Origin of the sequence: Pseudomonas sp. PDM15 (assembly GCF_014851565.1) — a bacterium.
Taxonomy (GTDB): domain Bacteria; phylum Pseudomonadota; class Gammaproteobacteria; order Pseudomonadales; family Pseudomonadaceae; genus Aquipseudomonas.
Genome location: NZ_JACVAA010000003.1, coordinates 36,089 through 62,616, shown reverse-complemented (window position 1 = coordinate 62,616; position 26,528 = coordinate 36,089). Strand labels below are relative to the sequence as shown.

27 protein-coding genes and 1 tRNA gene are annotated in these 26,528 nt (G+C 63.9%); 16 read left to right on the top strand and 12 right to left on the bottom strand.

Features of this window, described 5'->3' with window-relative positions; translation table 11 throughout:
• Positions 1-26 precede the first annotated feature (26 nt).
• Positions 27-1,862 (bottom strand): excinuclease ABC subunit UvrC, encoded by a 1,836-nt coding sequence (gene uvrC, locus IB232_RS08255; protein ID WP_192398044.1) that lies wholly within the window; start codon positions 1,860-1,862, stop codon positions 27-29.
• Between the two features lie 69 nt (positions 1,863-1,931).
• Complete coding sequence (gene uvrY / locus IB232_RS08250; RefSeq protein WP_137973333.1) at positions 1,932-2,576, bottom strand: UvrY/SirA/GacA family response regulator transcription factor; 645 nt, start codon at positions 2,574-2,576, stop codon at positions 1,932-1,934.
• Positions 2,577-3,031: 455 nt separating this feature from the next.
• On the opposite strand from uvrY, the gene IB232_RS08245 reads away from it, so the two are divergent.
• A complete protein-coding gene (locus IB232_RS08245) occupies positions 3,032-4,351 on the top strand; it encodes a hypothetical protein (protein WP_192398043.1) in 1,320 nt (439 codons plus the stop codon).
• A gap of 71 nt (positions 4,352-4,422) precedes the next feature.
• Here the strand turns inward: IB232_RS08245 and IB232_RS08240 are convergent.
• Positions 4,423-4,512 (bottom strand) — tRNA-Ser (locus IB232_RS08240).
• Positions 4,513-4,633: 121 nt separating this feature from the next.
• Here IB232_RS08240 and IB232_RS08235 point away from each other — a divergent pair.
• From IB232_RS08235 to IB232_RS08205, 7 genes are all read left to right on the top strand, one after another.
• Positions 4,634-5,302 carry a Bax inhibitor-1/YccA family protein gene (locus IB232_RS08235; RefSeq protein WP_192398042.1) on the top strand — a complete coding sequence of 223 codons (669 nt, stop codon included), beginning with the start codon at positions 4,634-4,636 and terminating at the stop codon, positions 5,300-5,302.
• 92 nt (positions 5,303-5,394) lie between these two features.
• Entirely contained in the window at positions 5,395-5,787 is a 393-nt protein-coding gene (gene tusD / locus IB232_RS08230; RefSeq protein WP_192398041.1) for a sulfurtransferase complex subunit TusD, read from the top strand.
• Positions 5,787-6,146 carry a sulfurtransferase complex subunit TusC gene (gene tusC / locus IB232_RS08225; protein WP_192398040.1) on the top strand — a complete coding sequence of 120 codons (360 nt, stop codon included), beginning with the start codon at positions 5,787-5,789 and terminating at the stop codon, positions 6,144-6,146. Before tusD ends, tusC begins: the two co-directional genes overlap by 1 nt.
• Positions 6,146-6,445: a sulfurtransferase complex subunit TusB gene (tusB, locus tag IB232_RS08220; RefSeq protein WP_137973338.1), complete on the top strand. Its 300-nt coding sequence runs from the start codon at positions 6,146-6,148 to the stop codon at positions 6,443-6,445. Before tusC ends, tusB begins: the two co-directional genes overlap by 1 nt.
• Positions 6,442-6,777, top strand: coding sequence for a TusE/DsrC/DsvC family sulfur relay protein (locus IB232_RS08215; protein ID WP_192398039.1), 336 nt, complete (start codon positions 6,442-6,444; stop codon positions 6,775-6,777). Before tusB ends, IB232_RS08215 begins: the two co-directional genes overlap by 4 nt.
• Positions 6,778-6,787: 10 nt before the next feature.
• A complete protein-coding gene (locus IB232_RS08210; RefSeq protein WP_192398038.1) occupies positions 6,788-7,771 on the top strand; it encodes a glycosyl transferase family protein in 984 nt (327 codons plus the stop codon).
• Positions 7,772-7,857: 86 nt separating this feature from the next.
• On the top strand, positions 7,858-8,859 hold the full coding sequence (locus IB232_RS08205; RefSeq protein ID WP_192398037.1) for a glutathione S-transferase family protein: 1,002 nt from the start codon (positions 7,858-7,860) through the stop codon (positions 8,857-8,859).
• Between the two features lie 12 nt (positions 8,860-8,871).
• Here IB232_RS08205 and cysG read toward each other — a convergent pair whose 3' ends face one another.
• The 6 genes from cysG to ftsK all read right to left on the bottom strand — a co-directional run bounded on the left by cysG (position 8,872) and on the right by ftsK (position 16,377).
• Positions 8,872-10,251 carry a siroheme synthase CysG gene (gene cysG, locus IB232_RS08200; protein WP_192398036.1) on the bottom strand — a complete coding sequence of 460 codons (1,380 nt, stop codon included), beginning with the start codon at positions 10,249-10,251 and terminating at the stop codon, positions 8,872-8,874.
• 71 nt (positions 10,252-10,322) lie between these two features.
• A complete protein-coding gene (gene serS / locus IB232_RS08195; RefSeq protein ID WP_192398035.1) occupies positions 10,323-11,603 on the bottom strand; it encodes a serine--tRNA ligase in 1,281 nt (426 codons plus the stop codon).
• A 13-nt stretch (positions 11,604-11,616) separates the two neighbouring features.
• On the bottom strand, positions 11,617-11,991 hold the full coding sequence (gene crcB, locus IB232_RS08190; RefSeq protein ID WP_192398034.1) for a fluoride efflux transporter CrcB: 375 nt from the start codon (positions 11,989-11,991) through the stop codon (positions 11,617-11,619).
• Entirely contained in the window at positions 11,988-13,313 is a 1,326-nt protein-coding gene (locus IB232_RS08185; protein ID WP_192398033.1) for a replication-associated recombination protein A, read from the bottom strand. Before IB232_RS08185 ends, crcB begins: the two co-directional genes overlap by 4 nt.
• A gap of 17 nt (positions 13,314-13,330) precedes the next feature.
• A complete protein-coding gene (lolA, locus tag IB232_RS08180; RefSeq protein WP_137973346.1) occupies positions 13,331-13,957 on the bottom strand; it encodes an outer membrane lipoprotein chaperone LolA in 627 nt (208 codons plus the stop codon).
• Positions 13,958-13,971: 14 nt separating this feature from the next.
• Positions 13,972-16,377, bottom strand: a complete 2,406-nt coding sequence (gene ftsK / locus IB232_RS08175) for a DNA translocase FtsK (protein WP_192398032.1) — start codon at positions 16,375-16,377, stop codon at positions 13,972-13,974.
• Between the two features lie 211 nt (positions 16,378-16,588).
• Here ftsK and trxB point away from each other — a divergent pair, with 211 nt between their 5' ends.
• The 4 genes from trxB to infA all read left to right on the top strand — a co-directional run bounded on the left by trxB (position 16,589) and on the right by infA (position 19,389).
• On the top strand, positions 16,589-17,536 hold the full coding sequence (gene trxB, locus IB232_RS08170; protein ID WP_192398031.1) for a thioredoxin-disulfide reductase: 948 nt from the start codon (positions 16,589-16,591) through the stop codon (positions 17,534-17,536).
• A gap of 45 nt (positions 17,537-17,581) precedes the next feature.
• Positions 17,582-18,262: a leucyl/phenylalanyl-tRNA--protein transferase gene (gene aat / locus IB232_RS08165; RefSeq protein WP_192398030.1), complete on the top strand. Its 681-nt coding sequence runs from the start codon at positions 17,582-17,584 to the stop codon at positions 18,260-18,262.
• A gap of 67 nt (positions 18,263-18,329) precedes the next feature.
• Positions 18,330-19,037: an arginyltransferase gene (locus tag IB232_RS08160; protein WP_192398029.1), complete on the top strand. Its 708-nt coding sequence runs from the start codon at positions 18,330-18,332 to the stop codon at positions 19,035-19,037.
• A 133-nt stretch (positions 19,038-19,170) separates the two neighbouring features.
• The gene (infA, locus tag IB232_RS08155) at positions 19,171-19,389 is read left to right on the top strand and encodes a translation initiation factor IF-1 (RefSeq protein WP_137973350.1); all 219 of its coding nucleotides are present in this window, start codon (positions 19,171-19,173) and stop codon (positions 19,387-19,389) included.
• Between the two features lie 82 nt (positions 19,390-19,471).
• On the opposite strand, the gene clpA is transcribed toward infA, so the two are convergent.
• Together clpA and clpS are read right to left on the bottom strand one after the other, a co-directional pair.
• Positions 19,472-21,742 carry an ATP-dependent Clp protease ATP-binding subunit ClpA gene (gene clpA, locus IB232_RS08150; RefSeq protein WP_192398028.1) on the bottom strand — a complete coding sequence of 757 codons (2,271 nt, stop codon included), beginning with the start codon at positions 21,740-21,742 and terminating at the stop codon, positions 19,472-19,474.
• A 29-nt stretch (positions 21,743-21,771) separates the two neighbouring features.
• Positions 21,772-22,134, bottom strand: a complete 363-nt coding sequence (gene clpS / locus IB232_RS08145) for an ATP-dependent Clp protease adapter ClpS (protein WP_192398027.1) — start codon at positions 22,132-22,134, stop codon at positions 21,772-21,774.
• 231 nt (positions 22,135-22,365) lie between these two features.
• On the opposite strand from clpS, the gene cspD reads away from it, so the two are divergent.
• Positions 22,366-22,629 carry a cold shock domain-containing protein CspD gene (cspD, locus tag IB232_RS08140; RefSeq protein WP_192398026.1) on the top strand — a complete coding sequence of 88 codons (264 nt, stop codon included), beginning with the start codon at positions 22,366-22,368 and terminating at the stop codon, positions 22,627-22,629.
• Positions 22,630-22,691: 62 nt separating this feature from the next.
• Here the strand turns inward: cspD and icd are convergent, their stop codons facing one another.
• Entirely contained in the window at positions 22,692-23,948 is a 1,257-nt protein-coding gene (gene icd, locus IB232_RS08135) for an NADP-dependent isocitrate dehydrogenase (protein WP_192398025.1), read from the bottom strand.
• Between the two features lie 315 nt (positions 23,949-24,263).
• Here icd and IB232_RS08130 point away from each other — a divergent pair, with 315 nt between their 5' ends.
• The 3 genes from IB232_RS08130 (at position 24,264) to hflD (ending at position 26,528) form a co-directional block, all read left to right on the top strand.
• Positions 24,264-24,725, top strand: a complete 462-nt coding sequence (locus IB232_RS08130; protein ID WP_192398024.1) for an NUDIX hydrolase — start codon at positions 24,264-24,266, stop codon at positions 24,723-24,725.
• A gap of 67 nt (positions 24,726-24,792) precedes the next feature.
• Entirely contained in the window at positions 24,793-25,911 is a 1,119-nt protein-coding gene (gene mnmA / locus IB232_RS08125) for a tRNA 2-thiouridine(34) synthase MnmA (protein WP_192398023.1), read from the top strand.
• Positions 25,908-26,528: a high frequency lysogenization protein HflD gene (gene hflD / locus IB232_RS08120; RefSeq protein ID WP_192398022.1), complete on the top strand. Its 621-nt coding sequence runs from the start codon at positions 25,908-25,910 to the stop codon at positions 26,526-26,528. The genes mnmA and hflD overlap by 4 nt, the downstream gene beginning before the upstream one ends.

The following is a 26,528-nucleotide window of genomic DNA, read 5'->3' as shown; positions in this document are numbered from 1 at the left end:
ACTGGCCAGCGAGTTGAGCGCGCATTCTACTCGCTGTGCAGGGCCGCATAAATCGACTCGGCGAGCTTTTTACTGATACCCGGTGCCTTGGCGATTTCTTCGACACTGGCGCGATTCAGCTCCTGCAGCCCACCGAAGTGCTTGAGCAGCTCGCGGCGGCGCTTGGGTCCGATGCCTGCCACATCCTCCAAGCTGGAGGTGCGCCGCGCCTTGCCGCGCCGGGCGCGGTGGCCGGTAATGGCGAAGCGGTGCGCCTCGTCGCGGATCTGCTGGATCAGGTGCAACGCTGGCGAATCGGCCGGCAGGGTGAACTCGTGATCGGCATCGTTCAGATAGAGGGTTTCCAGTCCCGGCTTGCGGGTCACTCCCTTGGCCACACCAAGCAGGATCAGTTCCGGCACCGCCAGTTCCTGGAGCACCTCGCGTGCCATGGCCAGTTGCCCCTTGCCGCCGTCGACCAGGAGGATATCCGGCAGCTTGCCCTCGCCATCCTTGAGCTTGCTGAAGCGCCGGGTCAGCGCCTGATGCATGGCCGCGTAGTCGTCGCCGGCGGTGACACCCTCGATGTTGTAACGGCGGTAATCGGACTTCAGCGGCCCTTCCGGGCCGAACACCACGCAGGAGGCGACGGTTGCCTCGCCGCTGGAGTGGCTGATGTCGTAACACTCCAGGCGCTGCGGCGGCTCATCCAGATCCAGAGCATCGGCCAGCGCCTCGAAGCGCGCGGCCACGTGCTGACGATTGGCCAGGCGTGCGCTCAGGGCCTGCTCGGCATTGGTCACTGACAACTGCTGCCAGCGCGCGCGCGTGCCACGCACACGAAGACTGATGCCGACCTCGCGGCCGCGCAACTCGGCGATGGCGGCGGCCACTGTCGGCAGATCCTCATGGTCGACGTTGACGATCAGCTCGCCCGGCAGATCGCGCTCGTGGCTGGACAGGTAATACTGCGCCAGGAAGGCCGACATCACCGCACCGCCCTCCTCCTCGATGCCCACCTGCGGGAAGAAGTTCTTGCTGCCCAGCACCCGCCCGCCACGCACGCTGATCAGGTGCACGCAGGCGCCGCCCGGATTGACGATGGCGGCCACCACATCCACATCGCCGCTGCCGCCCTCCATGCTCTGTTGATCCTGCACCCGACGCAGCTGGGAAATCTGGTCGCGCAGCTCGGCGGCCAGCTCGAACTCCAGCCCCGTCGCCGCCTTCTCCATGGCCGCGGACAGTTCATCGGTCAGCGCGCTGCTGCGTCCTTCCAGGAACATCACCGAGTGACGCACGTCTTCGGCGTACTCCTGCGGATCCACCAGGCCGACACAAGGTCCCTTGCAACGCTTGATCTGGTACTGCAGGCAAGGCCGGGTACGGTTCTTGAAGTAGCTGTCCTCGCACTGGCGCACCAGGAAGGTCTTCTGCAACAGGGCCAGGCTCTCGCGGATGGCGCCGGCACTGGGATAGGGACCGAAGTAGCGCCCCTTCGCCGACTTCGCGCCGCGATGAATGCCCAGCCGCGGATACTCACCGTCGGAAAGCAGCACGTAGGGGTAGGATTTGTCGTCGCGCAGCAGGATGTTGTACGGCGGCCGCCACTCTTTGATCAGCGTCTGCTCCAGCAGCAGCGCCTCGGTCTCGTTGGCGACAATGGTGGTCTCGACCTGAGCGATACGCGCCACCAGGGCCGCGGTCTTGGGCGCCAGGCCGGTCTTGCGAAAATAGCTGGCCAGACGCTTCTTCAGATTGGAAGCCTTACCGACATAGAGCAGCTTGCCCGTCTCGTCGAACATTCGATACACGCCCGGCCGCCCGCTGCAGGTTGCGAGGAAGGCGCTTGGATCGAAAGGAGTGGCGGGCGTGGAAGTCATCGAAATCGGCAGGCTGAAAAGACGAAGAGGACGCAGTTTACGTCCTCTTCCCGGCCTTGCCTAAGGCTCTCAGCTGACGGCATCGACCATGCCGTGGCGCACGGCCAGCAGGGCCAGCTCCACGTCACTGGTGATCGAGAGCTTCTCGTAGATGCGATAGCGGTAAGTATTCACGGTTTTCGGCGACAGGCACAGCTTGTCGGAAATGGTCTGCACCTTCTGGCAGTTGGCGATCATCAGGGCGATCTGGATCTCGCGCTCGGAGAGCAGGTCGAACGGAGAGCCGCCGCTGTTGGGTTGGAAGGACTTCAGCGCCAGCTGCTGGGCGATCTGCGGACTGAGGTAGCGCTGGCCGGCGAAGGCCATGCGGATGGCCTGGACCATTTCCTCCAATGCCGCCCCCTTGGTCAGGTAACCGGCGGCGCCGGCCTGCAGCAGGCGGGTGGGAAACAGATCGTCCTCACAGGCGGTGACCGCGACGACCTTCAGATCAGGATGGCTGCGCAGCAGCTTGCGGGTGGCTTCGAGGCCGCCGATGCCGGGCATCTTGACGTCCATCAGGACCACGTCCGGACGCACCTCGCGCACCTTCTTCAGCGCTTCCTCACCGGAGTCGGCCTGGCCGATCACCTGCAGGCCGTCGATGTCGGCCAACATGCGGGTGATACCCGTTCTAACCAGATCGTGGTCGTCGACCACCAGCACCTTAATCAAGCGACACCTCGCTGCACCTTTGTCGCAACACAGCAATCAACGAACTTAGCTTGGCGCATCTGCGCCAGAAAGCAAACGCCAGAAAACCGTACTTGGCAGGAAATTCGATACGAAAAAGCGGCGCTAGCCAGCTCTCCCAGAGATTGCGATTCGCTGCATCAACGCCCCCGATTTCGTCCTGAAATCGGCGTAGCAGAGGCCACGAATGTTACACGCATCGAACCTCACCAGCAAAGCGCAGCGGCACTTTTGGCACGCCAAAACCAAAAACAAATTTATATAAATATCAACAACTTAATTGCCACCAAGTCAATTAAGTTGCGACAGCGCCGCAAATTCATCCCGAACTCATCCCACTCCCCCGTAGCCGCAACGGGAACTCATGCAGGTGCAGAAGCATCGACACACAGACGTGAGACGAAAGCCCCCAGCACAGCACCTCCAGGAAACCGGACATGACAATGACTAGAACCGTAGGAATGCTCGGTCTATCCATGCTGCTGATCGGCTGCTCGCCCCCCCTCAAGTCACCCACCAGCGCAGACCTGACCCAGGCCGGCCGTTACCGTGAAGCGGCAGAACTCAACCTGGCCGATGCCCACCGTAGCGAGCGGCAGCAGTTTTGGAGCAGCGCGGTGTCCTACTACGTCATGGCGGCGGACAACTACAGGCAGAGCGGCCTGCCCGAGCGCGAGCTGTCGGCCCTGATGGAGGGCCAGCGCGCCGCGCTGCGGGCCTGGGAGCAGCCCGAGGAAAGCCTGGACCGCAGCCCACGAGAAGGTGGCGCCGTCAGCCGGGTCGAGGGACGCCTGGCCGAGTACTGGCTAAAGCGCGATAAGGACAAGGCCGTCGAGCACTACCGTGCCCTTCTGGCGAAACAGGGCGACGTCCGCATGCTCTACGGCGGCCCGGGCCTGGAGCTGGTCAAGGCCGCCAGTCGCTCCGAGGCCTTGCGCAGCCCGAACCTGACCATGCGGCTCTACCTGTTCGGCCTCTCCGGCCAGTACGTGGAGGACGGCAATCTCTATCCCCAGCTGGCCCTCGATTTCGCCAGGCAACGTGGCTATGCCGACGAGGCCGGTCGGCTGCGCAAGCGATTAGCCAGAGTGAAACAGGTGCAGGCCAAAACGGCTGCCGGTTCGCCGAGCGACGATGCGCGGGAGCAAATGCGCATTGCCGAGACCAGACGCGATCAATATGCCGAGCTAGGCGAAGCCACCCTGGCAGCGGTCTATGCCGACCAGGCAGCGCGTCATGCCCGCTTCATCGCGGGCAGGCCGACAGCGGAGCGCAGCGTTGCCATCGACAGAGGCCTAGACCGTCTCGCCGCGCAGCTGGCCCGCGTCGGCAAGGCACGCCCCGCGGCGAAACCGCTGCCCCCACCTGCCCCGCAGCCCGGCGCCGAGACCGTCAACACCTGCATCCAGATCGCCAGCGGCGGCCCCAACGTCATCACCTTGATCAACAACTGCAGCCACAACGTGAGCGTGGCCTGGTGCTACATCCCGGCGCCCGGCGCGCTGCAGTCGGACCGGCTGGCCGTTCAGGGCAACCAGATCTGCATCCACGACGGCACTGACTTCCCCCGTATAGTGCTGGGCCGCTCCGGCACCGATGCCGACCTGTCCAAGACCTACCATTCCTGGGAGCTGCCCTACAGCCAGAACACCATCTACCATCTCGCCTGCAATGCCGGAGCCGATGGCAAGGCGCTGCCGCAGATCAGCGGCTTCGACGACAGCCTGCAGGGCAGTTGCCCGGCTCTCGCCAATTAGGTGTCGCCGCGAGCAGTTTCTGCAGGCACAAAAAAGGGCCTAGACGCCGTCTAGACCCTTGATTGTCAATTTGGTGGAGGGCCAGGGATTCGAACCCTGGGAACGCTTTCACGTTCGACGGTTTTCAAGACCGTTGCATTCAACCGCTCTGCCAACCCTCCGCGTAGCGGGCCGCCATACTACCCGAACGCAACACACTGTCAAACTCTCGCAATTGGCAGGCGGACCTGCTCTGTTATGATCGACCCGACCACGGATTTTTACCCCCTCAGGAGGGATGCCATGCACGAACAGGACTACGCACTCGCCCACGCGCAGACGGACCAGTTGGAAACCAGCAAAGTCCTGCGCAACACCTATGGCCTGCTGGCCATGACTCTGGTGTTCAGCGCGCTCTGCGCCTTCTTCAGCGCACAACTGAATCTGCCACACCCGGGCTTCCTCATCACCCTGGTCGGTTTCTACGGCCTGTTCTTCCTCACCGCCAAGCTGCGCAACAGCGGCTGGGGCCTGCTCTGTGCCTTCGCCCTGACCGGCTTCATGGGCTACGTGCTGGGCCCGATCCTCAACATCTATGCCGGCATGGCCAACGGTGGCGAGCTGATCGTCAGCGCACTGGGCATGACCGCTCTGGTGTTCTTCGGCCTGTCCGCCTATGTGCTGACCACCCGCAAGGACATGAGCTTCCTCGGCGGCTTCATCACCGCGGGCTGCTTCGTCCTGCTGGGCGCCATGGTGGCCGGCTTCTTCTTCCAGATCAGCGGCCTGCAACTGGCCATCAGCGCCGGCTTCGTGCTGTTCGCCTCGGCCTGCATCCTGTATCAGACCAGCGAAATCATCCACGGCGGCGAGCGCAACTACGTGATGGCTACCATCAGCCTGTACGTGTCGATCTACAACCTGTTCGTCAGCCTGCTGCAGATCTTCGGCATCATGGGCAGCGACGACTGATTCGCCGCACCGTTGAACGAGCCCGCTTCGGCGGGCTTTTTCATGCCTCGGCGTTTATCATGGCGACATCCGCAAGTAGCCGCAGACTCGCCATGAAGTTCGCCATTGCCCTGTTCGCCCCGAGCCACGCCCCCTCCTCGCGCCGCGCCCTGCGCTTCGCCCAGGCGGCGCTGGACGGCGGCCACGAGATCGCCCGCCTGTTCTTCTATCAAGACGGTGTGCACAGCGCCTCCGGCAACATCGCCAGCGCGCAGGACGAGCTCGACCTCTCCGGCGAATGGCGCACTTTCGTGCAGCAGCACCAGCTCGACGCCGTGGTGTGCATCGCCGCCGCCCTGCGCCGTGGCGTGCTTAACGCCGAGGAAGCGCAGCGCTACAACAAGCCGGCCGCCAATCTGGACGCACCTTGGGAGCTGTCCGGCCTTGGCCAGCTGCACGAAGCGGCGCAGATGGCGGACCGTCTGGTCTGCTTCGGAGGCCACTGATGAGCAAATCGATGCTGATCATCAGCCGCCAGGCGCCCTGGGCCGGCCCGTCCGCCCGTGAGGCGCTGGATATCGCCCTGGCCGGCGGCGCCTTCGACCTGCCGCTGGGCCTGCTGTTTCTCGACGACGGGGTGTTCCAGCTGGCCACCGGCCAACAGCCCGGCGCACTGCAGCAGAAGGACCTGAGCGCCAACCTGCAGGCGCTACCACTGTTCGGCGTGGAGGAGCTGTTCGTGTCCAGCCGCAGCCTCGCCGAACGCGGCCTGGATGAAGCAACACTGGCGCTGCCCGCCGAACGCCTGGACGACACCGCCCTCACCCTGCTTCTCGAGCGTTTCGATCTGGTAGTGACGATCTGATGGCCACCCTGCACCTGCTTTCCCACTCGCCCTTCAGCGATAGCCGCCTGAGCAGCTGCCTGCGCCTGCTCGGCCCTGAAGATGGCCTGCTGCTGACCGGCGACGCCGTGTACGCCCTGCAACCCGGCACCGCCCAGCTGCAGGCGCTGCAGCTGATGCCCGCCGGCATCGCCCTGTACGCACTGGAAGAAGACCTGCAAGCCCGCGCTCTGCAAGCTCCTGCTCGCGCCCAGGCCATCGACTACCCGGCGTTCGTCGAACTTTGCGGCCGCTATGCCAAGGTCAACAGCTGGCTATGAGCATCCTGCAGATCGAAGGCCGCGAGATTGCTCTGGACCAGGACGGCTACCTGGCGGACCTGGCCGACTGGTCGCCAGCCACCGCGGAGGCCTTGGCAGCCAGCGAGGAGATACAGCTATCCAGCGAGCACTGGGAGGTTCTCGAACTGCTGCGCGGCTTCTACGCCGAATTCCAGCTGTCGCCGGCCACCCGCCCGCTGATCAAATACGTGGCCCTCAAGCTGGGCCCGGAGAAAGGCAACAGCCTGCACCTCAACCGCCTGTTCAAGGGCACGCCAGCCAAGCTCGCCGCCAAGCTGGCCGGCCTGCCGAAACCCACGAATTGCCTGTGAAAGCCTCGCCATGAATCTCGTCGCCCCGCCGGAACATCCCTTCGCCCAGTTCGTGCGCATCCTCGGCAAAGGCAAGCGCGGCGCGCGCAATATGACCCGCGAGGAAGCACGCGAGGCCATGGGCATGCTGCTCGACGGCAAGGTCGAGGACACCCAGCTGGGCGCCTTCCTCATGCTGCTGCGGCACAAGGAGGAAAGCGCCGAGGAGCTAGCCGGCTTCACCGAGGCCATCCGCGAGCGCCTGAATGCGCCGCAGATCGCCGTGGACATCGACTGGCCGACCTATGCCGGCAAGAAGCGCCATCTGCCCTGGTTCCTGCTGGCGATCAAGGCACTGGCCAGCAGCGGCCTGCGCATCCTGGTCCACGGCGGCGGCGCGCATACCGCCGGGCGCCTGTACAGCGAGCAGTTGCTACAGGCGCTGGAGATTCCGCTGTGCAGCAACTGGAGCGAAGTCGGCGAGACGCTGGACCGCCACAACCTGGCCTTCACCCCCCTGGGCGCCTGGGCGCCGCAGCTGCAGCGGATGATCGACCTACGCAACACCCTGGGCTTGCGCTCGCCGATCCACTCACTGGCGCGCATCCTCAACCCACTGGGCGCACGCGTCGGCCTGCAGAGCATCTTCCACCCCGGCTACCAGGCGGTGCACCGCGAGGCCAGCCAGCTGCTCGGCGACCACGCCATTGTGGTCAAGGGCGAAGGCGGAGAGATCGAGGTCAACCCGGACGGCATCTGCCACCTGTACGGCACCGAGAACGGCGAGAGCTGGGACGAGGAATGGCCCGCCCTTTCCGCTCAGCGCCACGTCAAGCCAGAGAGCCTGGACCCGCAGCAGCTGCTGGCCTTCTGGCGCGGCGAGCGGGAGGACAGCTACGGCGAGCTGGCGGTGCACAGCACCATGGCATTGGCGCTCCACGCGCTGGGTCATGATCGCCAGACTGCCTTCGCCGAGGCCCGCAAGCGCTGGGATGCACGCCAACTATCGGATTGACCGATAATTTAAGCCTTATTTTTGCACTTATTCATCGAGCGCAAATCAATAGACTGTCCCCCTATTCATTCATGAGGGAGCCAGTCATGGGACAGCTCATTGCAGGTCAATGGCATGACCAGTGGTACGAGAACGGCAAGGACGGCCGTTTCCAGCGCGAGAACGCACAACGGCGCAACTGGATCACCCACGATGGCAAGCCCGGCCCTAGCGGCGAAGGCGGCTTCCGCGCCGAGGCCGGCCGCTATCACCTGTTTGTATCGCTGGCCTGCCCTTGGGCCCATCGCACGCTGATCTATCGCCAGCTCAAGGGACTGAGCGAGCTGATCGACGTCTCGGTGGTCAGCTGGCTGATGCGTGAACAGGGCTGGACCTTCGATCCTGCCACCGGCTCCAGCGGCGACGCCCTGGACGGCCTGCAGTATCTGCACCAGCGCTACACCCTGGACGATGCGCACTACACCGGCCGGGTGACCGTGCCGATGCTGTGGGACAAGCAACAACAGCGCATCGTCAGCAACGAGTCGGCGGAGATCATCCGCATGTTCAACTCGGCCTTCGACGACATCGCCGGCAATGACCTGGACCTCTACCCCGAGGTGCTGCGCGGCGAGATCGACGAACTCAACGCACGCATCTACCCGGCGATAAACAACGGCGTGTACCGCGCCGGCTTCGCCACCACCCAGGAAGCCTACGAGGAGGCTTTTGGCACGCTGTTCGACGAACTGGATCGCCTTGAGCAGCTACTGGGTGAGCGCCGCTACCTGACCGGCGAGCACCTGACCGAAGCCGACATCCGCCTGTTCACCACGCTGATCCGCTTCGACGCGGCGTACCACGGCCACTTCAAGTGCAACCTGCGGCGCCTGGCGGACTACCCGAACCTCAGCGGCTGGCTACGCGAGCTGTACCAGTTTCCGGGCGTGGCGCAGACCGTGGACTTCCAGCACATCAAGCACCACTACTACGCCAGCCACCGCACCATCAACCCGACCGGCATCGTGCCACTGGGCCCGCAGCAGAGCTTCGACGGCCCTCATGGGCGCGAGCATCTGAGCGGGCGCGGCATCGCCCGCAAAGGATGAGGCGCTGAAGACTTACTGGGCCTTGTCGAACCAGGCCAGCTTCTCGCGCAGGGTGACCACTTCGCCAACTATCACCAGAGTCGGGGCATGCACCTCGTGCTCGGCCACCAGCTGGGGCAGGTCGGCCAGGGTGCCGGTGAACACCCGCTGGTTCTGCGTGGTGCCCTGCTGCACCAGCGCCGCCGGCGTGTCGGCGGCGCGGCCGTGGGCGATCAGCTCCTGGCAGATGCTCGGCAGGCCGACCAGGCCCATGTAGAACACCAGGGTCTGCCCCGGTGCCACCAGATCGCCCCACGGCAGATCTGTGCTGCCGTCTTTGAGGTGACCGGTTACGAAGCGCACGGACTGAGCATGATCACGGTGGGTCAGCGGGATGCCGGCGTAGGCCGCGCAACCGGAAGCCGCGGTAATGCCCGGCACCACCTGGAACTGGATGCCCTCGGCCGCCAGCTGCTCGATCTCCTCGCCACCCCGGCCGAAGATGAACGGATCACCGCCCTTCAGGCGCAGCACGCGCTTGCCCTGCTTGGCCAGGTCCACCAGCAGCTGGTTGATCTCCTCCTGCGGCACCGCATGCTTGGAGCGGCGTTTGCCGACGTAGATACGCTCGGCATCGCGGCGGCACAGCTCGATGATGGCCGGTGCCACCAGACGGTCGTAGAGCACCACATCGGCCTGCTGCATCAGGCGCAGGGCGCGAAAGGTCAGCAGGTCGGGGTCGCCCGGACCGGCGCCGACCAGATACACCTCGCCCAACGCACGCGGCGCAGCGCCCGCGACCTTGGCGTCGAGCAGGCGCTCGGCCTCGCCCAGCTTGCCGGCGAACACGCTCTCGGCAATCTGTCCCTGGAACACGTCTTCCCAGAATACCCGGCGCTGCTGCACATCGGGGAACAGCTGCTTGACCCGGTCACGGAAACGCTTGGCCAGCCCCGCCAATTGCCCATAGGTGGCGGGAATCCAGGTCTCGATCTTGGCGCGGATCAGTCGCGCCAGCACCGGCGCGTCGCCGCCGCTGGTGACGGCGACGATCAGCGGCGAGCGATCAACGATGGCCGGGAAGATCACGCTGCACAGGGCCGGGGCGTCCACCACGTTGACCGGAATGCCTAGGGCCTGAGCCTCGGCGGAGATGCGCGCATTGAGCGGCTCGTCGTCGGTAGCGGCGATCACCAGGGCCACGCCCTGCAGGTCCGCGGACTCGTAGCCACGCAGGGAGGTCGCCCCTTCACCCGCCAGCTCGCGCAGGTCGCCACGAATCTCCGGCGCAACCACGCGCAGCTGCGCACCTGCATCGCTGAGCAGGCGCGCCTTGCGCAGCGCCACCTCGCCACCACCGACGACCAGCACGACACGCCCCTGAAGCTTGTGGAACAGCGGAAGGAAATCCATGACTCACTCTCACCGGAGGTAAAAAAACGGGGTGGCCATCGCCACCCCGCTATTGTGCATTCGCTATCGACCTAGCCGATAACTTCGATGCCGCCCATATAGGGCTTGAGTACGTCCGGCACGCGGATGCTGCCGTCGGCCTGCTGATAGTTCTCCAACACCGCCACTAGGGTACGGCCCACCGCCAGGCCGGAGCCGTTGAGGGTATGCACCAGCTCCGGCTTGCCGGTTTCCGGGTTGCGGAAACGCGCCTGCATACGGCGGGCCTGGAAGTCGCCGCAGTTGGAGCAGGAGGAAATCTCGCGGTATTTGTCCTGGCTCGGCACCCAGACTTCCAGGTCGTAGGTCTTCACCGCGGAGAAGCCCATGTCGCCGGTGCACAGGGCCAGCTTGCGGTAAGGCAACTCGAGCAGCTGCAGCACGCGTTCGGCGTTGGCGGTCATGCCTTCCAGAGCCTCGAAGGAGGTGGCCGGATCGACGATCTGCACCATCTCGACCTTATCGAACTGGTGCTGGCGGATCATGCCGCGGGTATCGCGACCGGAGGCGCCCGCCTCGCTGCGGAAACACGGGGTGTGGGCGACGAACTTCAGCGGCAGCTGCTTGGCGTCGAGGATTTCGCCGGAGACGATGTTGGTCAGCGACACCTCGGCGGTCGGGATCAGGTAGAAGTCCGCCTCGCCTTCGCGGCTGATCTTGAACAGGTCTTCCTCGAACTTCGGCAGCTGGCCGGTGCCCTGCAGGGCCGGGGCCTGCACCAGGTACGGGGTGTAGGCCTCCTCGTAGCCGTGCTCGCCGGTGTGCAGGTTGATCATGAACTGGGCCAGGGCACGGTGCATGCGGGCGATGGGGCCGCGCAGCAGGGCGAAACGCGCGCCGGAAAGCTTGGCGGCGGTCTCGAAGTCCAGCCAGCCGTGCTGTTCGCCGAGGGCGACGTGGTCCTTGATCTCGAAATCGAAGCTTCGCGGGGTGCCCCAGCGTGCCACTTCGACGTTGCCGTCTTCGTCGGCGCCCACCGGTACGGACTCATGCGGCAGGTTGGGGATGTTCAGCAGCAGGTTGTCCAGCTCGCTCTGGATGCCGTCCAGCTCGCGCTTGCCCTCTTCCAAGTCGCTGCCCATCTTGTCGACTTCCGCCAGCAGCGGCGCGATGTCCTCGCCACGGGCCTTGGCCTGGCCGATGGACTTGGAGCGGGCGTTACGCTCGGCCTGCAGCTGTTCGGTGCGCATCTGCACCGACTTGCGCTGGGACTCGAGCGCGTCGAAGCGCGCCACGTCCAGTTGGAAGCCACGGGTTGCCAGGCGATCCGCGATGTCCTGCAGTTGGGTACGGACCAGTTTGGAGTCGAGCATGGGAGGTTCTCGTTCAGAGCTTGGTTAATGTCAGGCCGGCCCAGGTAGCAAGCAGGCCGCCCAACACGCTGATAGCCGCATAGCCGATGGCTACCGGTGCCTGGCCGTTTTCCAGCAGGCGCAGCGTGTCGAGGGAAAAGGATGAAAAAGTGGTCAGACCGCCGAGGAAGCCGACCATCAACCCGGCGCGTAGCGCGTCCGGCACTTCCGGGCGCATGAGGAACAGCCCGTACAGATAGCCGATCATCAGACAGCCAACCAGATTGACCGCCAGGGTAGCGCTGTAGAAATGCTGGGGAAAGTGGCTGGTGACCCAATTGCCGGTCGCATAGCGCACGAGGGTACCGATCATACCGCCCAGAGCGACGGCGAACACCACGCCGATCATGGCTTGCGTCTCCGCCGTGGGCTGGCTGCATCCAGGCTGGCCAGGTGGGCCAGCTTGTCGCGAATCTTCAGTTCGAGGCCGCGTGGCACCGGCTCGTAGTAGCGGCGCGGCTCCAGTTCCTCGGGGAAATAGTCCTCACCGGCGGCATAGGCGTCCGGCTCGTCGTGGGCGTAGCGGTATTCCTCGCCATAGCCCAACTCCTTCATCAGCTTGGTCGGCGCGTTGCGCAGGTGCAGCGGCACCTCCAGCGAACCGTGCTCGGCGGCCTCGCGCATAGCCGCCTTGAAGCCCGTGTACACCGCATTGCTCTTCGGCGCGCAGGCGAGATAGACGATGGCCTGGGCCACCGCCAGCTCACCCTCGGGACTGCCGAGGCGTTCCTGCACGTCCCAGGCATTGAGGCACAAGGTCAGGGCACGCGGGTCGGCGTTGCCGATGTCCTCGCTGGCCATGCGCACCACACGCCGGGCCAGGTACAGCGGATCGCAACCACCATCGAGCATGCGCGCGTACCAGTACAGCGCGCCGTCGGGATTGGAGCCGCGCACCGACTTGTGCAGCGCGGATATCTGGTCATAGAAGGCCTCGCCGCCCTTGTCGAAACGCCGGCGGCTGTCGCCCAGCAGGTTCTGCAGCAGCTCGATGCCGATCTCACCGCCGTCTTCCATCAGGTCGGCGGCGTTCTCCAGCAGGTTGAGCAGGCGGCGGCCGTCGCCGTCGGCGGCGGCCAGGAGAACCTGGAAGCTTTCTTCCGGCAGGCTCAGATTCTGCTTGCCCAGGCCCTTCTCTTCGCTCAGGGCGCGCTGCACCAGCTTGCGCATGGCCGCTTCGTCCAGGCTCTTCAGCACATAGACGCGGGCCCGCGAGAGCAGCGCGTTATTCAGCTCGAACGAGGGGTTTTCTGTAGTGGCGCCGATAAAGATCAGCGTGCCGTCTTCCACATAGGGCAGGAAGGCATCCTGCTGGCTCTTGTTGAAGCGGTGCACCTCGTCGACGAAGAGGATGGTGCGCCGGCCGTACTGAGCAGCCTGCTGCTTGGCCACTTCCACCGACTGGCGGATTTCCTTCACCCCGGACAGCACGGCAGAAATCGTCTCGAAGTGCGCATCGGAGACCTGGGCCAGCAGCTTGGCCAAGGTGGTCTTGCCGACCCCTGGCGGGCCCCAGAAGATCATCGAGTGCAGCGCGCCCTGCTCCAGCGCCTCACGCAGCGGCTTGCCGGGGCCCAGCACATGCTCCTGCCCGGCGTACTCGTCCAGACTGGTGGCGCGCAGGCGCGCCGCCAGGGGCTGGGCGACAGGGGCGGAGCGAAACAGATCCACGGTGTGCGGCGGCCTCGTTATTCCTGGATGACGTCGGCGCCTTCCGGCACCTGGAAGTCGAACTGCGCGGCGTCCAGCTTCTCGTTCATCTTCACGCCGAGGAACAGGATGTTGGTGCGCTGGCCGATGCTGTCGATCAGCTGCATGTCGTTGATCATGCCCTTGCGGAAGGACAGACGCAGGTTGTCGAACAGCGTGTCCTTGGCCTTGGGCTTGAGGATGAAGTCGACCACGTCACCACCTTCCTTGAAGGTGATCTCGAAATTCTCGCGGATCTTCGACACGTCACCGGACAGCAGCAGCGCCGGGGTGTGGGTCAGGCGCTGGTCGAGGGTCTGGATGGTCACCTGCATCAGGTCCGGATCGTACAGCCAGACTTTCTGGCCGTTGGACACCAGCAATTGCTCCTGCGGCGCATCGGTGTGCCAGCGGAACAGGCCTGGACGCTGCAGCGCCAGCTGGCCGGAGGTTTCCTGCAGCTGGGTGCCGCTGCCGTCGAGGGTCAGCTGGGAGAAGCGCCCGGTTAGAGTCTGGGCGCGGTCGAGCAGGCCGGTCAGGCGCTTCACCGCGGCCTCGTCGTCGGCATGGGCAAAAACGGGGCTGCAAGCCAGGGCGGCCAGCAGCAGCATGCGGATCAGGCGCATGGAAATCCTCTTGGTCAGTCTCGGGACGGCCCCGGCGCTATGACTTCGCGCGAGCCGTTGGTGTTCATCGCGGTCACGACGCCGGCCATTTCCATGGCCTCGATCATGCGCGCGGCGCGGTTGTAGCCGATCTTCAGCTTGCGCTGCACGGCGGAAATCGAGGCGCGGCGGCTCTCCAAGACGAAGTTGACGGCCTCGTCGTACAGCGGGTCTTCCTCGCTTCCCTCGCCGCCTTCGCCGCTGCCGCCACCTTCGAAGCCGCTGCCGGCCTCTTCGACGCCGGCCAGGATGTCTTCTATGTAATCCGGCGCGCCGCGCTGTTTCCAGGCCTCGACCACGCGGTGCACTTCATCGTCGGAGACGAAGGCGCCGTGTACGCGAATCGGCAGGCCGGTGCCCGGCGGCAGGTAGAGCATGTCACCGTGGCCCAGCAGCTGTTCGGCGCCACCCTGGTCGAGGATGGTCCGCGAATCGATCTTGCTGGAAACCTGGAAGGCCATACGGGTCGGGATGTTGGCCTTGATCAGGCCGGTGATCACGTCCACCGACGGACGCTGGGTAGCGAGGATCAGGTGGATACCGGCGGCACGCGCCTTCTGCGCGATACGCGCGATCAGCTCTTCGACCTTCTTGCCGACGATCATCATCATGTCGGCGAATTCGTCGACGACCACCACAATGGTCGGCAGGGTCTTCAGCAGCGGCGCCTCGTCCTCCATCGACTGGCGCTTGTACAGCGGGTCGGACAACGGCGTGCCGGCTTCCTCGGCGTCCTTCACCTTGCGGTTGAAGCCGGCCAGGTTGCGCACACCCATGGCCGCCATCAGCTTGTAACGGCGCTCCATCTCGGCCACCGACCAGCGCAGGGCGTTGGCGGCCTCCTTCATGTCGGTCACTACCGGGCACAGCAGGTGCGGGATGCCCTCGTAGATCGACAGCTCGAGCATCTTCGGGTCGATCATGATCATCCGCGCGTCTTCCGGGCCGGATTTGAACAGGATCGACAGGATCATGGCGTTGACGCCCACCGACTTACCGGAGCCGGTGGTACCGGCCACCAGCAGGTGCGGCATCTTGGCCAGGTCAGTGATCACCGGCTTGCCGCCGATATCGTGACCCAGGGCCAGGGTAACGGGCGACTTGGCGTCGTCGTATTCAGGCGAGGACAGTACCTCGGAGAAACGCACGATCTGGCGGTCTTCGTTGGGAATCTCGATGCCGACGGTGGTCTTGCCCGGAATGACCTCGACCACGCGCACGCTGATCACCGCCAGCGAACGCGCCAGATCCTTGGCCAGGTTGGAGATGCGGCTGACCTTGACGCCGATACCCGGCTGGATCTCGAAGCGGGTGATCACCGGGCCCGGGTGCACGGACTCCACCACCACCTCGACACCGAACTCCTTCAGCTTGATCTCCAGCAGGCGCGACATGGCCTCCAGCGACTCGGGCGAGAAGCTCTTCTGTTTCTTCTCCGCCACATCGAGGATGGAAATCGGCGGCAGGGTACCGGCTACAGCGGAATCCTCGAACAGGGAAACCTGTTTCTCTTTCAGCACGCGCTTGCTCGGCTCGGCGGCCTTAGGCGGTGGCGGCGGCGCGATAACGGGAGCGACGCGGGTCTCGCGCTCGACCATGTGCTTGGCCAGGGTTTCCTCGCGCTCGATCAGGCGCTCCTTGACCTTGGCCTGCTCGCGACGATCCGACACCACGGGCGCGGCCACCTCGGCGACGCGAGCATCCACCTCGCGCAGCTGAGCCACAAGCTGCTTGCGTTGCAAACGGGCTTCCCACCAGCGGGTGATCAGGCTGTTCACCAGCTCAATCAGGTCGAGGGTGATCTTGCCGGTCAGGTCCATCAGCTTGAACCACGACAGATCGGCAAACACGGTCAGGCCAAACAGGAACAGGGCCAGGAACATCAGCGTGCTGCCCTGCACGTTGAGCGCATCCTTGGCCAGTTGGCCGAGGCTCTCGCCCAGCGCGCCGCCCGCCGAGGCGGGCAAACCGGGGGCAGACTGGAACTGAATGTGCGCCAGGCCGGCACCGGCCAGCACCAGGAATACCAGGCCGATCAGGCGCCAGGAGAACAGCCAGCCGCTCCATTGCCAGGGCTGGTTGCGATTGCGGAACACCTGCCAGGTTTTTACCGCCAGCAGCAGCGGGAACAGGTAGGCGAAATAGCCCAGGGCCATGAACAGGACGTCGGCGAACCAGGCACCGGCACGCCCGGCGGCGTTCTGCACCTGCTGGGTGCTGCTGGTATGGCTCCAGCCCGGATCGTTCTGGTCATAGGTCAGCAACGCCATCCACAGGATCAGGCAGAGCGCGCCGAGCGCGATCAGGGCACCTTCCTTGAGGCGGTACTGCAATTGCTGGCGCCAGACCGGGGCCTGAGCTGCTGTGCTGGAATTCTTCAAAACGCTGTCATTCCTGCGCTCGGGGCGCGACTGACGATCGGTGGAACACGCAAAGTGGCGACCATTGTACAAATTTACAGGTATCGTGCCAGGCCGCTGGGCCGTTTTGCCGGCTTATCCTGCTTCGGTGTAGCATACCCGGCTATCTCTTACGTGCGGCTCAATTGGAGCATGCATTCTCTTTTGTGACAAAGGCTTATGGGGTCTTTTTATGAGCGAAGTCAAGCATTCACGCCTGATCATCCTGGGCTCCGGCCCGGCCGGCTACACCGCTGCCGTCTACGCCGCCCGCGCCAACCTCAAGCCTGTCGTGATCACCGGAATTCAGCCCGGCGGCCAGCTCACCACCACCACCGAAGTCGACAACTGGCCAGGTGACGTTCACGGCCTGACCGGCCCGGCACTGATGCAGCGCATGCAGGAACACGCCGAGCGCTTTGACACCGAGATCGTCTACGACCACATCCACACCGCCGAGTTGCAGAGCAAGCCCTTCACCCTCAAGGGCGACAGCGGCACCTACACCTGTGACGCCCTGATCATCGCCACCGGCGCCAGTGCCCAGTACCTCGGCCTGCCGTCCGAGGAAGCCTTCGCCGGCAAGGGTGTGTCCGCCTGCGCCACCTGCGACGGCTTCTTCTACCGCAATCAAGTGGTCTGCGTGATCGGCGGCGGCAACACCGCCGTCGAGGAAGCGCTATACCTGTCGAACATCGCCAAGGAAGTCCACCTGATCCACCGCCGCGACAAGCTGCGCTCGGAGAAGATCCTGCAGGACAAGCTGTTCGAGAAAGCCGCCAACGGCAACGTGCGCCTGCACTGGAACCACACCCTGGACGAAGTGCTGGGCGACAACACCGGCGTCACCGGCGTACGCCTGAAGAGCACCGCCGACGGCAGCACCAAGGAATTGCAGCTGGCCGGCGTGTTCATCGCCATCGGCCACAAGCCCAACACCGAGCTGTTCCAGGGCCAGCTGGAAATGCGTGACGGCTATCTGCTGATCCAGGGCGGTAGCGAAGGTAATGCCACCGCCACCAGCATCGAAGGCGTATTCGCCGCTGGGGACGTGGCCGACCACGTCTACCGCCAGGCCATCACCTCGGCAGGCGCCGGCTGCATGGCCGCGCTGGACGCCGAGAAATACCTAGACGCCTGAGCCCATGGGCGGGCGCCTGACGCCCGCCCTGCCCTCCTCCTGCGTATGCTGACCTGGCTACAGCGCGACTCGCTGGACTTTCCGCCGCTGGGCAAGGCCCTGCGCGAGCCCAATGGCCTGCTCGCCGCCGGTGGCGATCTATCCGCGCAACGCCTGATCGCCGCCTACCGGCACGGCTGCTTCCCCTGGTTCTCGGAGGGCCAGCCACTGCTCTGGTGGTCGCCCGATCCGCGCACCGTGCTGATCCCCGACGAATTCCACCTGTCACGCAGCCTGGCCAAGCTGATCCGCCAGCAGCGCTATCGCGTGACCTTCGATCAGGACTTTGCCGCCGTTATCCAGGGCTGCGCCGGCCCACGCGGTTATGCCGACGGCACCTGGATTACCGATTCGATGCGCGCCGCCTACCTGGAGCTGCACAACCGCGGTTTTGCCCACTCGGTGGAAGTGTGGGACGGCGAGCTGCTGATTGGCGGACTCTACGGCCTTGCCATGGGCCGCCTGTTCTTCGGTGAGTCGATGTTCAGCCGCGCCGACAACGCCTCCAAGGTCGGCTTCGCCACTCTGGTCGGCAAGCTGCGCGACTGGAGCTTCGCCCTGATCGACTGCCAGATGCCGACCCAGCACCTGCACAGCTTCGGCGCGCGCGCCATCGCACGCGAGGAATTCGCCTACTACCTGCAGCATTACCTGGACCAGCCCAGCACCGCCGACTGGCAGCCGTGAAGCGGGCCTGTGGTAGCAGTCAGTAGGCTGACATACACTTATCCCAGGGGTTTCCCGAGGGTTGACCATGACCGAGCTGGCTCGCCTCAAGTTCTACGCCACTCAGCCACATCCATGCAGCTACCTGCCCGAAGAACAGGCCACTACCCTGTTCCTCGATCCCAGTCAGCCCATGGATGTGCAGGTCTATGCCGAGCTGTCGGAGATGGGTTTCCGCCGCAGCGGTGATCATCTCTACCGCCCGCACTGCCAACGCTGCACCGCCTGCGTGCCGGCGCGTATCCCCGCCGACCAGTTCATCCCTAGCCGCCAGCAGAAACGCATCCTCAAGCGCAACGCCGACGTCCAGGTCCGCGCCGTGCGCCCGGCCTTCAGCGAAGAGTACTACGCCCTCTACGTGCGCTATATCGAGCAGCGCCACGCCGACGGCGACATGTATCCGCCCAGCCGCGACCAGTTCAGCACCTTCCTGGTTCGCGACCTGCCATTTGCTCGCTTCTATGAATTCCGCCTGGCGGAAACACTAGTCGCGGTGGCCGTAACCGACGTACTGCCCAACGGGCTGTCGGCGGTCTACACCTTCTACGACCCTGCCGAGGAACGCCGCAGCCTCGGCCGTTTCGCGATTCTCTGGCAGATCGGCGAAGCTGCACGTTTGGGGCTGCAGGCGGTCTATCTCGGCTACTGGATCAAGAATTGCCGGAAGATGAGCTACAAGACCCAGTACCGCCCCATCGAGCTGTTCGTCAACCAGCGCTGGGTCGTACTGACCTGAGCGCAACGACCACGGCCATTTCCCGACTCTCCAGCCACTTGGCGGCCCTTACCCTTTTCGGGCACAATGCACGCCGCTTTTGCCTGGGCGCCATTGCACCGGGCCAATCTTTGGATACCGAGGGCTTTACTGCATGTCGAAAGAAGACAGCTTCGAATTGGAAGGTACTGTCGTCGACACCCTGCCCAACACCATGTTCCGTGTGGAGTTGGAAAACGGGCACGTCGTTACCGCGCACATCTCCGGCAAGATGCGCAAGAACTACATCCGCATTCTGACTGGCGACAAGGTCCGTGTCGAACTGACGCCGTATGACCTGAGCAAAGGCCGCATCACCTACCGCGCCCGCTGATTTCGCACTAGCGGATTCCGCCAGATAAGTACGAATACAAAAACGCCCGGCATCGCCGGGCGTTTTCGTTTGCCTACGAATATCAGGCCGGCTCGGCCGTGGTCTCGAACTCGAAGTGCAACTCGCCACCTTCCAGGTCGATATGCACCACGCCGCCATGCTCGGCCAGCTCGCCGAACAGGATCTCCTCGGCCAACGGCCGCTTGATCTTGTCCTGAATCAGCCGCGCCATCGGGCGTGCGCCCATCTGCACGTCGTAGCCACCTTCCGCCAGCCAGCCACGCGCCGCGTCGCTGACCACCAGCTGCACCCGCTTGTCCTCCAGCTGCGCCTGCAGTTCGGTGAGGAACTTGTCGACGATGCTCTTGATCACTTCGTGGGTCAGGCGACCGAACTGGATGATGGTGTCCAGGCGGTTGCGGAACTCCGGCGTGAAGCTCTTCTTGATCACTTCCATGGCATCGGACGAGTGGTCCTGCAGGGTGAAGCCGATCGATGCACGCGCCGCGGTTTCCGCCCCGGCGTTGGTGGTCATGATCAGGATCACGTTGCGGAAGTCCGCCTTGCGCCCGTTGTTGTCGGTCAACGTGCCGTGGTCCATCACCTGCAACAGCAGGTTGAAGACTTCCGGGTGCGCCTTCTCGATCTCGTCCAGCAGCAGCACGCAATGCGGCTGCTTGGTGATGGCCTCGGTCAGCAGACCACCCTGATCGAAACCGACGTAACCGGGCGGAGCACCGATCAGGCGCGACACAGTGTGACGCTCCATGTACTCGGACATATCGAAGCGCACCAGCTCGATGCCCATGGCCTTGGCCAACTGGCGAGCGGCCTCGGTCTTGCCTACACCGGTGGGGCCGGCGAACAGGAAGGACCCCACTGGCTTGTCCGGCGCCTTGAGGCCGGCACGAGACAGCTTGATGGCGGTGGACAGCGAGTCGATCGCCGCATCCTGGCCGAACACGGTCAGCTTGAGGTCGCGCTCCAGGTTGCGCAGCAGCTCCTTGTCCGAGCTGCTGACATGCTTCGGCGGAATCCGCGCGATCTTCGCGACGATGTCCTCGACCTGGGCCACCTCGATGCGCTTGGCGCGCTTCTCTTCCGGCTGCAGACGCTGGTAGGCACCCGCCTCGTCGATCACGTCGATGGCCTTGTCCGGCATGTGCCGGTCATTGATGTAGCGCGCTGCCAGCTCGGCCGCGGCACGCAGGGCCTCGTCGCTGTACTCGATGTGGTGGTGCTGCTCGAAGCGCGCTTTGAGCCCCTTGAGGATGCCCACGGTATCCTCGACCGACGGCTCGGTGACATCGACCTTCTGGAAGCGTCGAGCCAGAGCCCGATCCTTCTCGAAGATGCCGCGGAATTCCTGGAAGGTGGTGGAGCCGATGCAGCGGATCTCGCCGGACGACAGCAACGGCTTGAGCAGGTTGGAGGCATCCATCACGCCACCCGAAGCCGCACCGGCACCGATGATGGTGTGGATCTCGTCGATGAACAGGATGGCGTGCGGGCGCTTGCGCAGCTCGTTGAGCAGCGCCTTGAAACGCTTCTCGAAGTCGCCGCGGTACTTGGTGCCGGCCAGCAGCGCGCCGAGATCGAGGGAGTAAACCACGCTCTCGGACAGCAGATCAGGCACCTGGCCATCGACGATGCGCTTGGCCAGGCCTTCGGCGATGGCGGTCTTGCCGACCCCGGCCTCACCGACCAGCAGCGGGTTGTTCTTGCGTCGGCGCGCGAGGATCTGTGCCACACGCTCGACCTCATGCTCACGCCCTACCAGCGGATCGATACGACCCAGGCGCGACAGCTCGTTGAGGTTGCTGGCATAGGCATCCAGCGGATTGCCCGAGGCTGCGGACTCGCCGCCCTCCTCGTCCTGCATCTCCTGCTCGCTCTCGTGATGGTCGGCATGGCCCGGCACCTTGGAGATACCATGGGCGATGTAGTTGACCACATCGATACGGGCGACGCTCTGCTGCTTGAGCAGGAACACCGCCTGGCTTTCCTGCTCGCTGAAGATCGCGACCAGCACGTTGGCGCCGGTGACTTCACGCTTGCCGGAGCTCTGCACGTGGAACACGGCACGCTGCAGCACACGCTGGAAGCCCAGAGTGGGCTGGGTCTCACGCTCTTCGTCGTGCTGCGGAATCAGTGGGGTGGTGGAGTCGATGAACTCCTGCAGATCATGCCGGAGCTTGTCCAGGTTGGCGCCACAGGCGCGCAGTACGGTTGCTGCAGCCTCATTATCCAGCAAGGCGAGAAGCAGGTGCTCGACCGTCATGAACTCATGGCGCTTGGCACGTGCCTCCTTGAAGGCCAGATTGAGGGTGACTTCCAGCTCTCGATTCAACATAGCTTCACCTCTTGCCCAAGCGGGACGGCTCAACCGTCCTTTTCTATCTCACAGAGTAGCGGATGCTGGCTTTCCTTGGCGTACTGGTTGACCTGCATCGCCTTGGTCTCTGCGATATCGCGAGTAAACACCCCGCAGATTGCCTTTCCTTCCGTATGCACAGTAAGCATGACCTTGGTGGCCAGCTCCCGGTTCATACCAAAGAACAGCTCTAGTACTTCGACCACAAAATCCATCGGAGTGTAATCGTCGTTGAACATCAGCACCTTATACAGAGGCGGTGCTTGCAGTGCCGGCTTCGCTTCCTGCACTGCCAGGCCGGTCGAATCGTCCTCGTGCTCACTCGGACGATCTTGATTGAATGTTAGTCGAAACTGGCTGCGTGAATGCATGCTGAACTAATGGTCTCGTGACCGGTCGGAGGTTGATGCTAGACGGAGTTTGATCGGTTTCTCAGCCGGCCGCCCTAGCACCTTGACTAAAGGCAAAACGGTGTTACAAACAGTGAATACCCTTCTCGGGTATCGGGGTTCCGCGGCTAGCGCCCTTTACGGCCGAAGTCGGACGTGGAGCTGAAGTGGATGATACTCCAGTGATGGAGTCCTTTGCAGAGGGATGTCAGCATGCTCAGCGGTAAGGTCAAGTGGTTCAACAACGCCAAGGGCTACGGATTCATCGTGGCCGACGGCCGAGATGAGGACCTGTTCGCCCATTACTCGGCTATCCAGATGGACGGCTACAAGACTCTCAAGGCCGGCCAAGCGGTCAAGTTCGATATTGTGCAAGGTCCCAAGGGCCTGCATGCAGTCAATATCGGCCCGATTCTGGCAACCAGTGAATCCCCGGCGACCATTAGCTCGCCGCAAAGCACTTCGGTAGAAGCCTGATAAAGAGAGCTTAAATAAAAAAGGCCGGTCAATGACCGGCCTTTTTGTTTACCACTCGTCGCTTACATGTGGGCGATGAGAGCGTCGCCGAACTCGGAGCAGGACAGCAGCTTGGCGCCATCCATCAGACGCTCGAAGTCGTAAGTCACGGTCTTCGCGGCGATGGCGCCGTTGGTGCCCTTGATGATCAGGTCGGCAGCTTCCAGCCAGCCCATGTGGCGCAGCATCATCTCGGCAGAGAGGATGACCGAACCCGGGTTGACCTTGTCCTGACCAGCGTACTTCGGCGCGGTGCCGTGAGTAGCTTCGAACATGGCCACGCTGTCGGACAGGTTGGCGCCCGGAGCGATACCGATACCGCCCACTTCAGCCGCCAGGGCGTCGGACAGGTAGTCACCGTTCAGGTTCAGGGTGGCGATCACGTCGTACTCGGCCGGACGCAGCAGGATCTGCTGCAGCATGGCGTCGGCGATGGCGTCTTTCACCACGACGTTCTTGCCGGTGTTCGGGTTCTTGAACTGCATCCACGGGCCGCCATCCAGCAGCTCGGCACCGAACTCGTCACGCGCAACTTCGTAGCCCCAATCTTTGAAGGCACCTTCGGTGAACTTCATGATGTTGCCTTTGTGCACGATGGTCAGCGAGTCACGGTCGTTGTCGACGATGTACTGCAGAGCCTTGCGCACCAGACGCTTGGTGCCTTCTTTGGACACCGGCTTGACGCCGATACCGCAGTCTTGGTCGAAACGGATCTTGGTGACGCCCATTTCTTCTTTCAGGAACTTGATGACCTTGGTCGCTTCTGGCGAACCGGCCTTCCACTCAATACCGGCGTAAATGTCTTCCGAGTTCTCACGGAAGATGGTCATGTCGACGTCGCCTGGCTTCTTGACCGGGCTCGGCACGCCTTCGAACCAGCGCACCGGGCGCAGGCAGACGTACAGGTCGAGCTCCTGACGCAGGGCAACGTTCAGCGAACGGATACCGCCGCCAACCGGAGTGGTCAGGGGGCCCTTGATGGACACGACGTAGTCGCGCACGGCTTCCAGAGTTTCTTTCGGCAGCCAGGTGTCCTGATCGTAGACTTGGGTGGCTTTCTCGCCGGCGTAGACCTCCATCCAGGCGATCTTGCGCTCGCCGCCGTAGGCTTTCTGGACGGCAGCGTCGACGACCTTGATCATCACCGGGCTGATGTCGACACCGATGCCATCACCTTCGATGAAGGGGATGATCGGGTTGTTCGGCACGTTCAGGGACATGTCGGCGTTGACGGTGATTTTGTCGCCGTTCGCAGGCACCTGGATCTTCTGGTATCCCATGCTGGACTCCGTTTGTTTTCGTGGTCTGACAATCCGTCGAACGGGTGGTGCGACGGACGATACTTTGGGTCTCGGAAAGGTGCCGCATTCTTGTAGTTTTTCTACAGAAAGTCACGCACTTTTCGACATTTACTGACAGCCTGGTGACAGCCTAGACTGCTTGGATCCTGGCTCGGCGCCGTCCGTGTAGTCAAACTACAGATGCGCTACAGAATGTCCCGCGAGGACGTTTTCAATCCTAGCAGCTCGGCTCCAGAATGCTTTGACTCCGGTCTCAGCCGACAGTTAGTCAGCCGCTTCGCAGAGGTTTCCGCAATGCGCTTTACCCCCCATGTCACAGTCGCCACCATCGTCGAGGATCAGGGCCGTTTCCTGCTGGTCGAGGAGCTGAGCGGCGGCCAGGCGGTATTTAACCAGCCTGCCGGCCATCTGGAAGCCGACGAAAGTCTGATCGAGGCAGCCCTGCGCGAAACGCTGGAAGAAACCGGCTGGCAGGTTGAGCTGACCGCCGTCACCGGCATTTACCTGTACACCGCGCCGAGCAATGGCGTGACCTACCAGCGCGTGTGCTTCGCCGCCAAGCCGCTGCGCCACCTGCCGGATTCGCCGCTGGACGAAGGCATCATCGGCCCGCAATGGCTGACCCGCGACGAGTTGGCCGCACAGCCCGAACGCTGGCGCAGCGAGCTGGTGCTGCGCTGCATCGACGACTACCTGGCCGGCGAACGCCACTCCCTGAGTCTGATCCGCGACCCGGCCTATCGCGGCCCGGCCTGATTCGCCGCGCACCGCCCGCTCCTGATAGAATCGCTCACTCTCTGCAGTCAGCCTTCTTCGAATTCCCATGCGCGAACCAGCCAATACCCGAGTGATCGTCGGCATGTCCGGCGGCGTCGACTCATCCGTTTCCGCCCTCCTGCTACTCGAGCAGGGCTACCAGGTGGAAGGTCTGTTCATGAAGAACTGGGAAGAGGACGACGGCACCGAATACTGCACCGCCATGGATGACCTGGCCGACGCCCAGGCCGTGTGCGACCGCATCGGCATCAAGCTGCACACCGCCAACTTCGCGGCGGAATACTGGGACAACGTGTTCGAGCACTTCCTCGCCGAATACAAGGCCGGACGCACGCCGAACCCGGACATCCTGTGCAACCGCGAGATCAAGTTCAAAGCCTTCCTCGACTACGCACTGAGCCTCGGCGCCGACCTGATCGCCACCGGCCACTACGTACGCCGCCGCGATGTCGACGGTCGTAGCGAGCTGCTCAAGGGCCTCGACCCGAACAAGGACCAGAGCTACTTCCTGCACGCCGTTGGCGGCGAGCAGATCGGTCGCACCCTGTTCCCGGTCGGTGAACTGGAAAAGCCGCAGGTGCGCGCCATTGCCGAGAAGTACGAGCTGGCGACCGCCAAGAAGAAGGACTCCACCGGCATCTGCTTCATCGGCGAACGCCGTTTCAGCGACTTCCTCAAGCAGTACCTGCCGGCTCAGCCGGGTGACATCGAGACCACCGAGGGCGAGGTGATCGGCCGCCATGTCGGCCTGATGTACCACACCATCGGCCAACGCCAGGGCCTGGGTATCGGCGGCCTGAAGAACGCCGGCGACGATCCCTGGTATGTGCTGGCCAAGGACCTGACGCGCAACGTGCTGGTGGTCGGCCAGGGCAACGATCACCCCTGGCTGTTCTCCCGCGCGCTGCTCGCCTCCGATATCTACTGGGTCAACCCGGTCGAGCTGCACATCCCACGCCGCCTGACCGCCAAGGTGCGCTATCGCCAGGCCGATCAGGCCTGCACCCTGGAGAAGACCGAGAACGGCTACCGCGCCGTGTTCGACGAGCCGCAACGCGCCGTCACTCCTGGTCAGTCCGTGGTGTTCTACGACGGTGAAATCTGTCTGGGCGGCGGCGTGATCGAGACAGCCGAACCCTGGTTCGAGGGAGCCGGCCTGGCATGAGCCCCACTCAGGAACAACTGCTCGCCCTCTCCGCTGTGTTCCAGGCCGCCAGCCTGGTGGACAAGCTGGCCCGCACCGGCCAGGTCAGCGATGCTCAGCTTGGCTGCCTGCTCGGCAGCCTGCTGGTGCGCGATCCGAAGAGTACGCTGGAAGTCTACGGCGGCGACGACCTCAATCTGCGCGAGGGCTACAAGGCCCTGGTCAGCGCCCTGGAGCGCAACCCGGCCAGCCTGCAGCGCGAGCCACTGCGCTATGCCCTGGCCCTGCTCGGCCTCGAGCGTCAACTGGCCAAGCGTGACGACATGCTGCAGACCGTCGGCAGCCGCCTCGATCAGATCCAGAATCAGGTCGAGCACTTCGGCCTGACCCACGACAACGTGGTGGCCGCCTGCGGCGGGCTGTACCAGGACACCATCAGCACCTTCCGCCAGCGCATCCAGGTGCATGGCGACATGCGCTTTCTGCAGCAACCGGCCGTAGCCTCCAAGGTACGTGCCCTGCTGCTCACTGGCATTCGTTCGGCGCGCCTGTGGCGCCAGCTCGGCGGCCATCGCTGGCAGCTGGTGTTCAGCCGCGGCAAGCTGCTCAAGGAACTCTACCCGCTGCTGCAGAGCTGA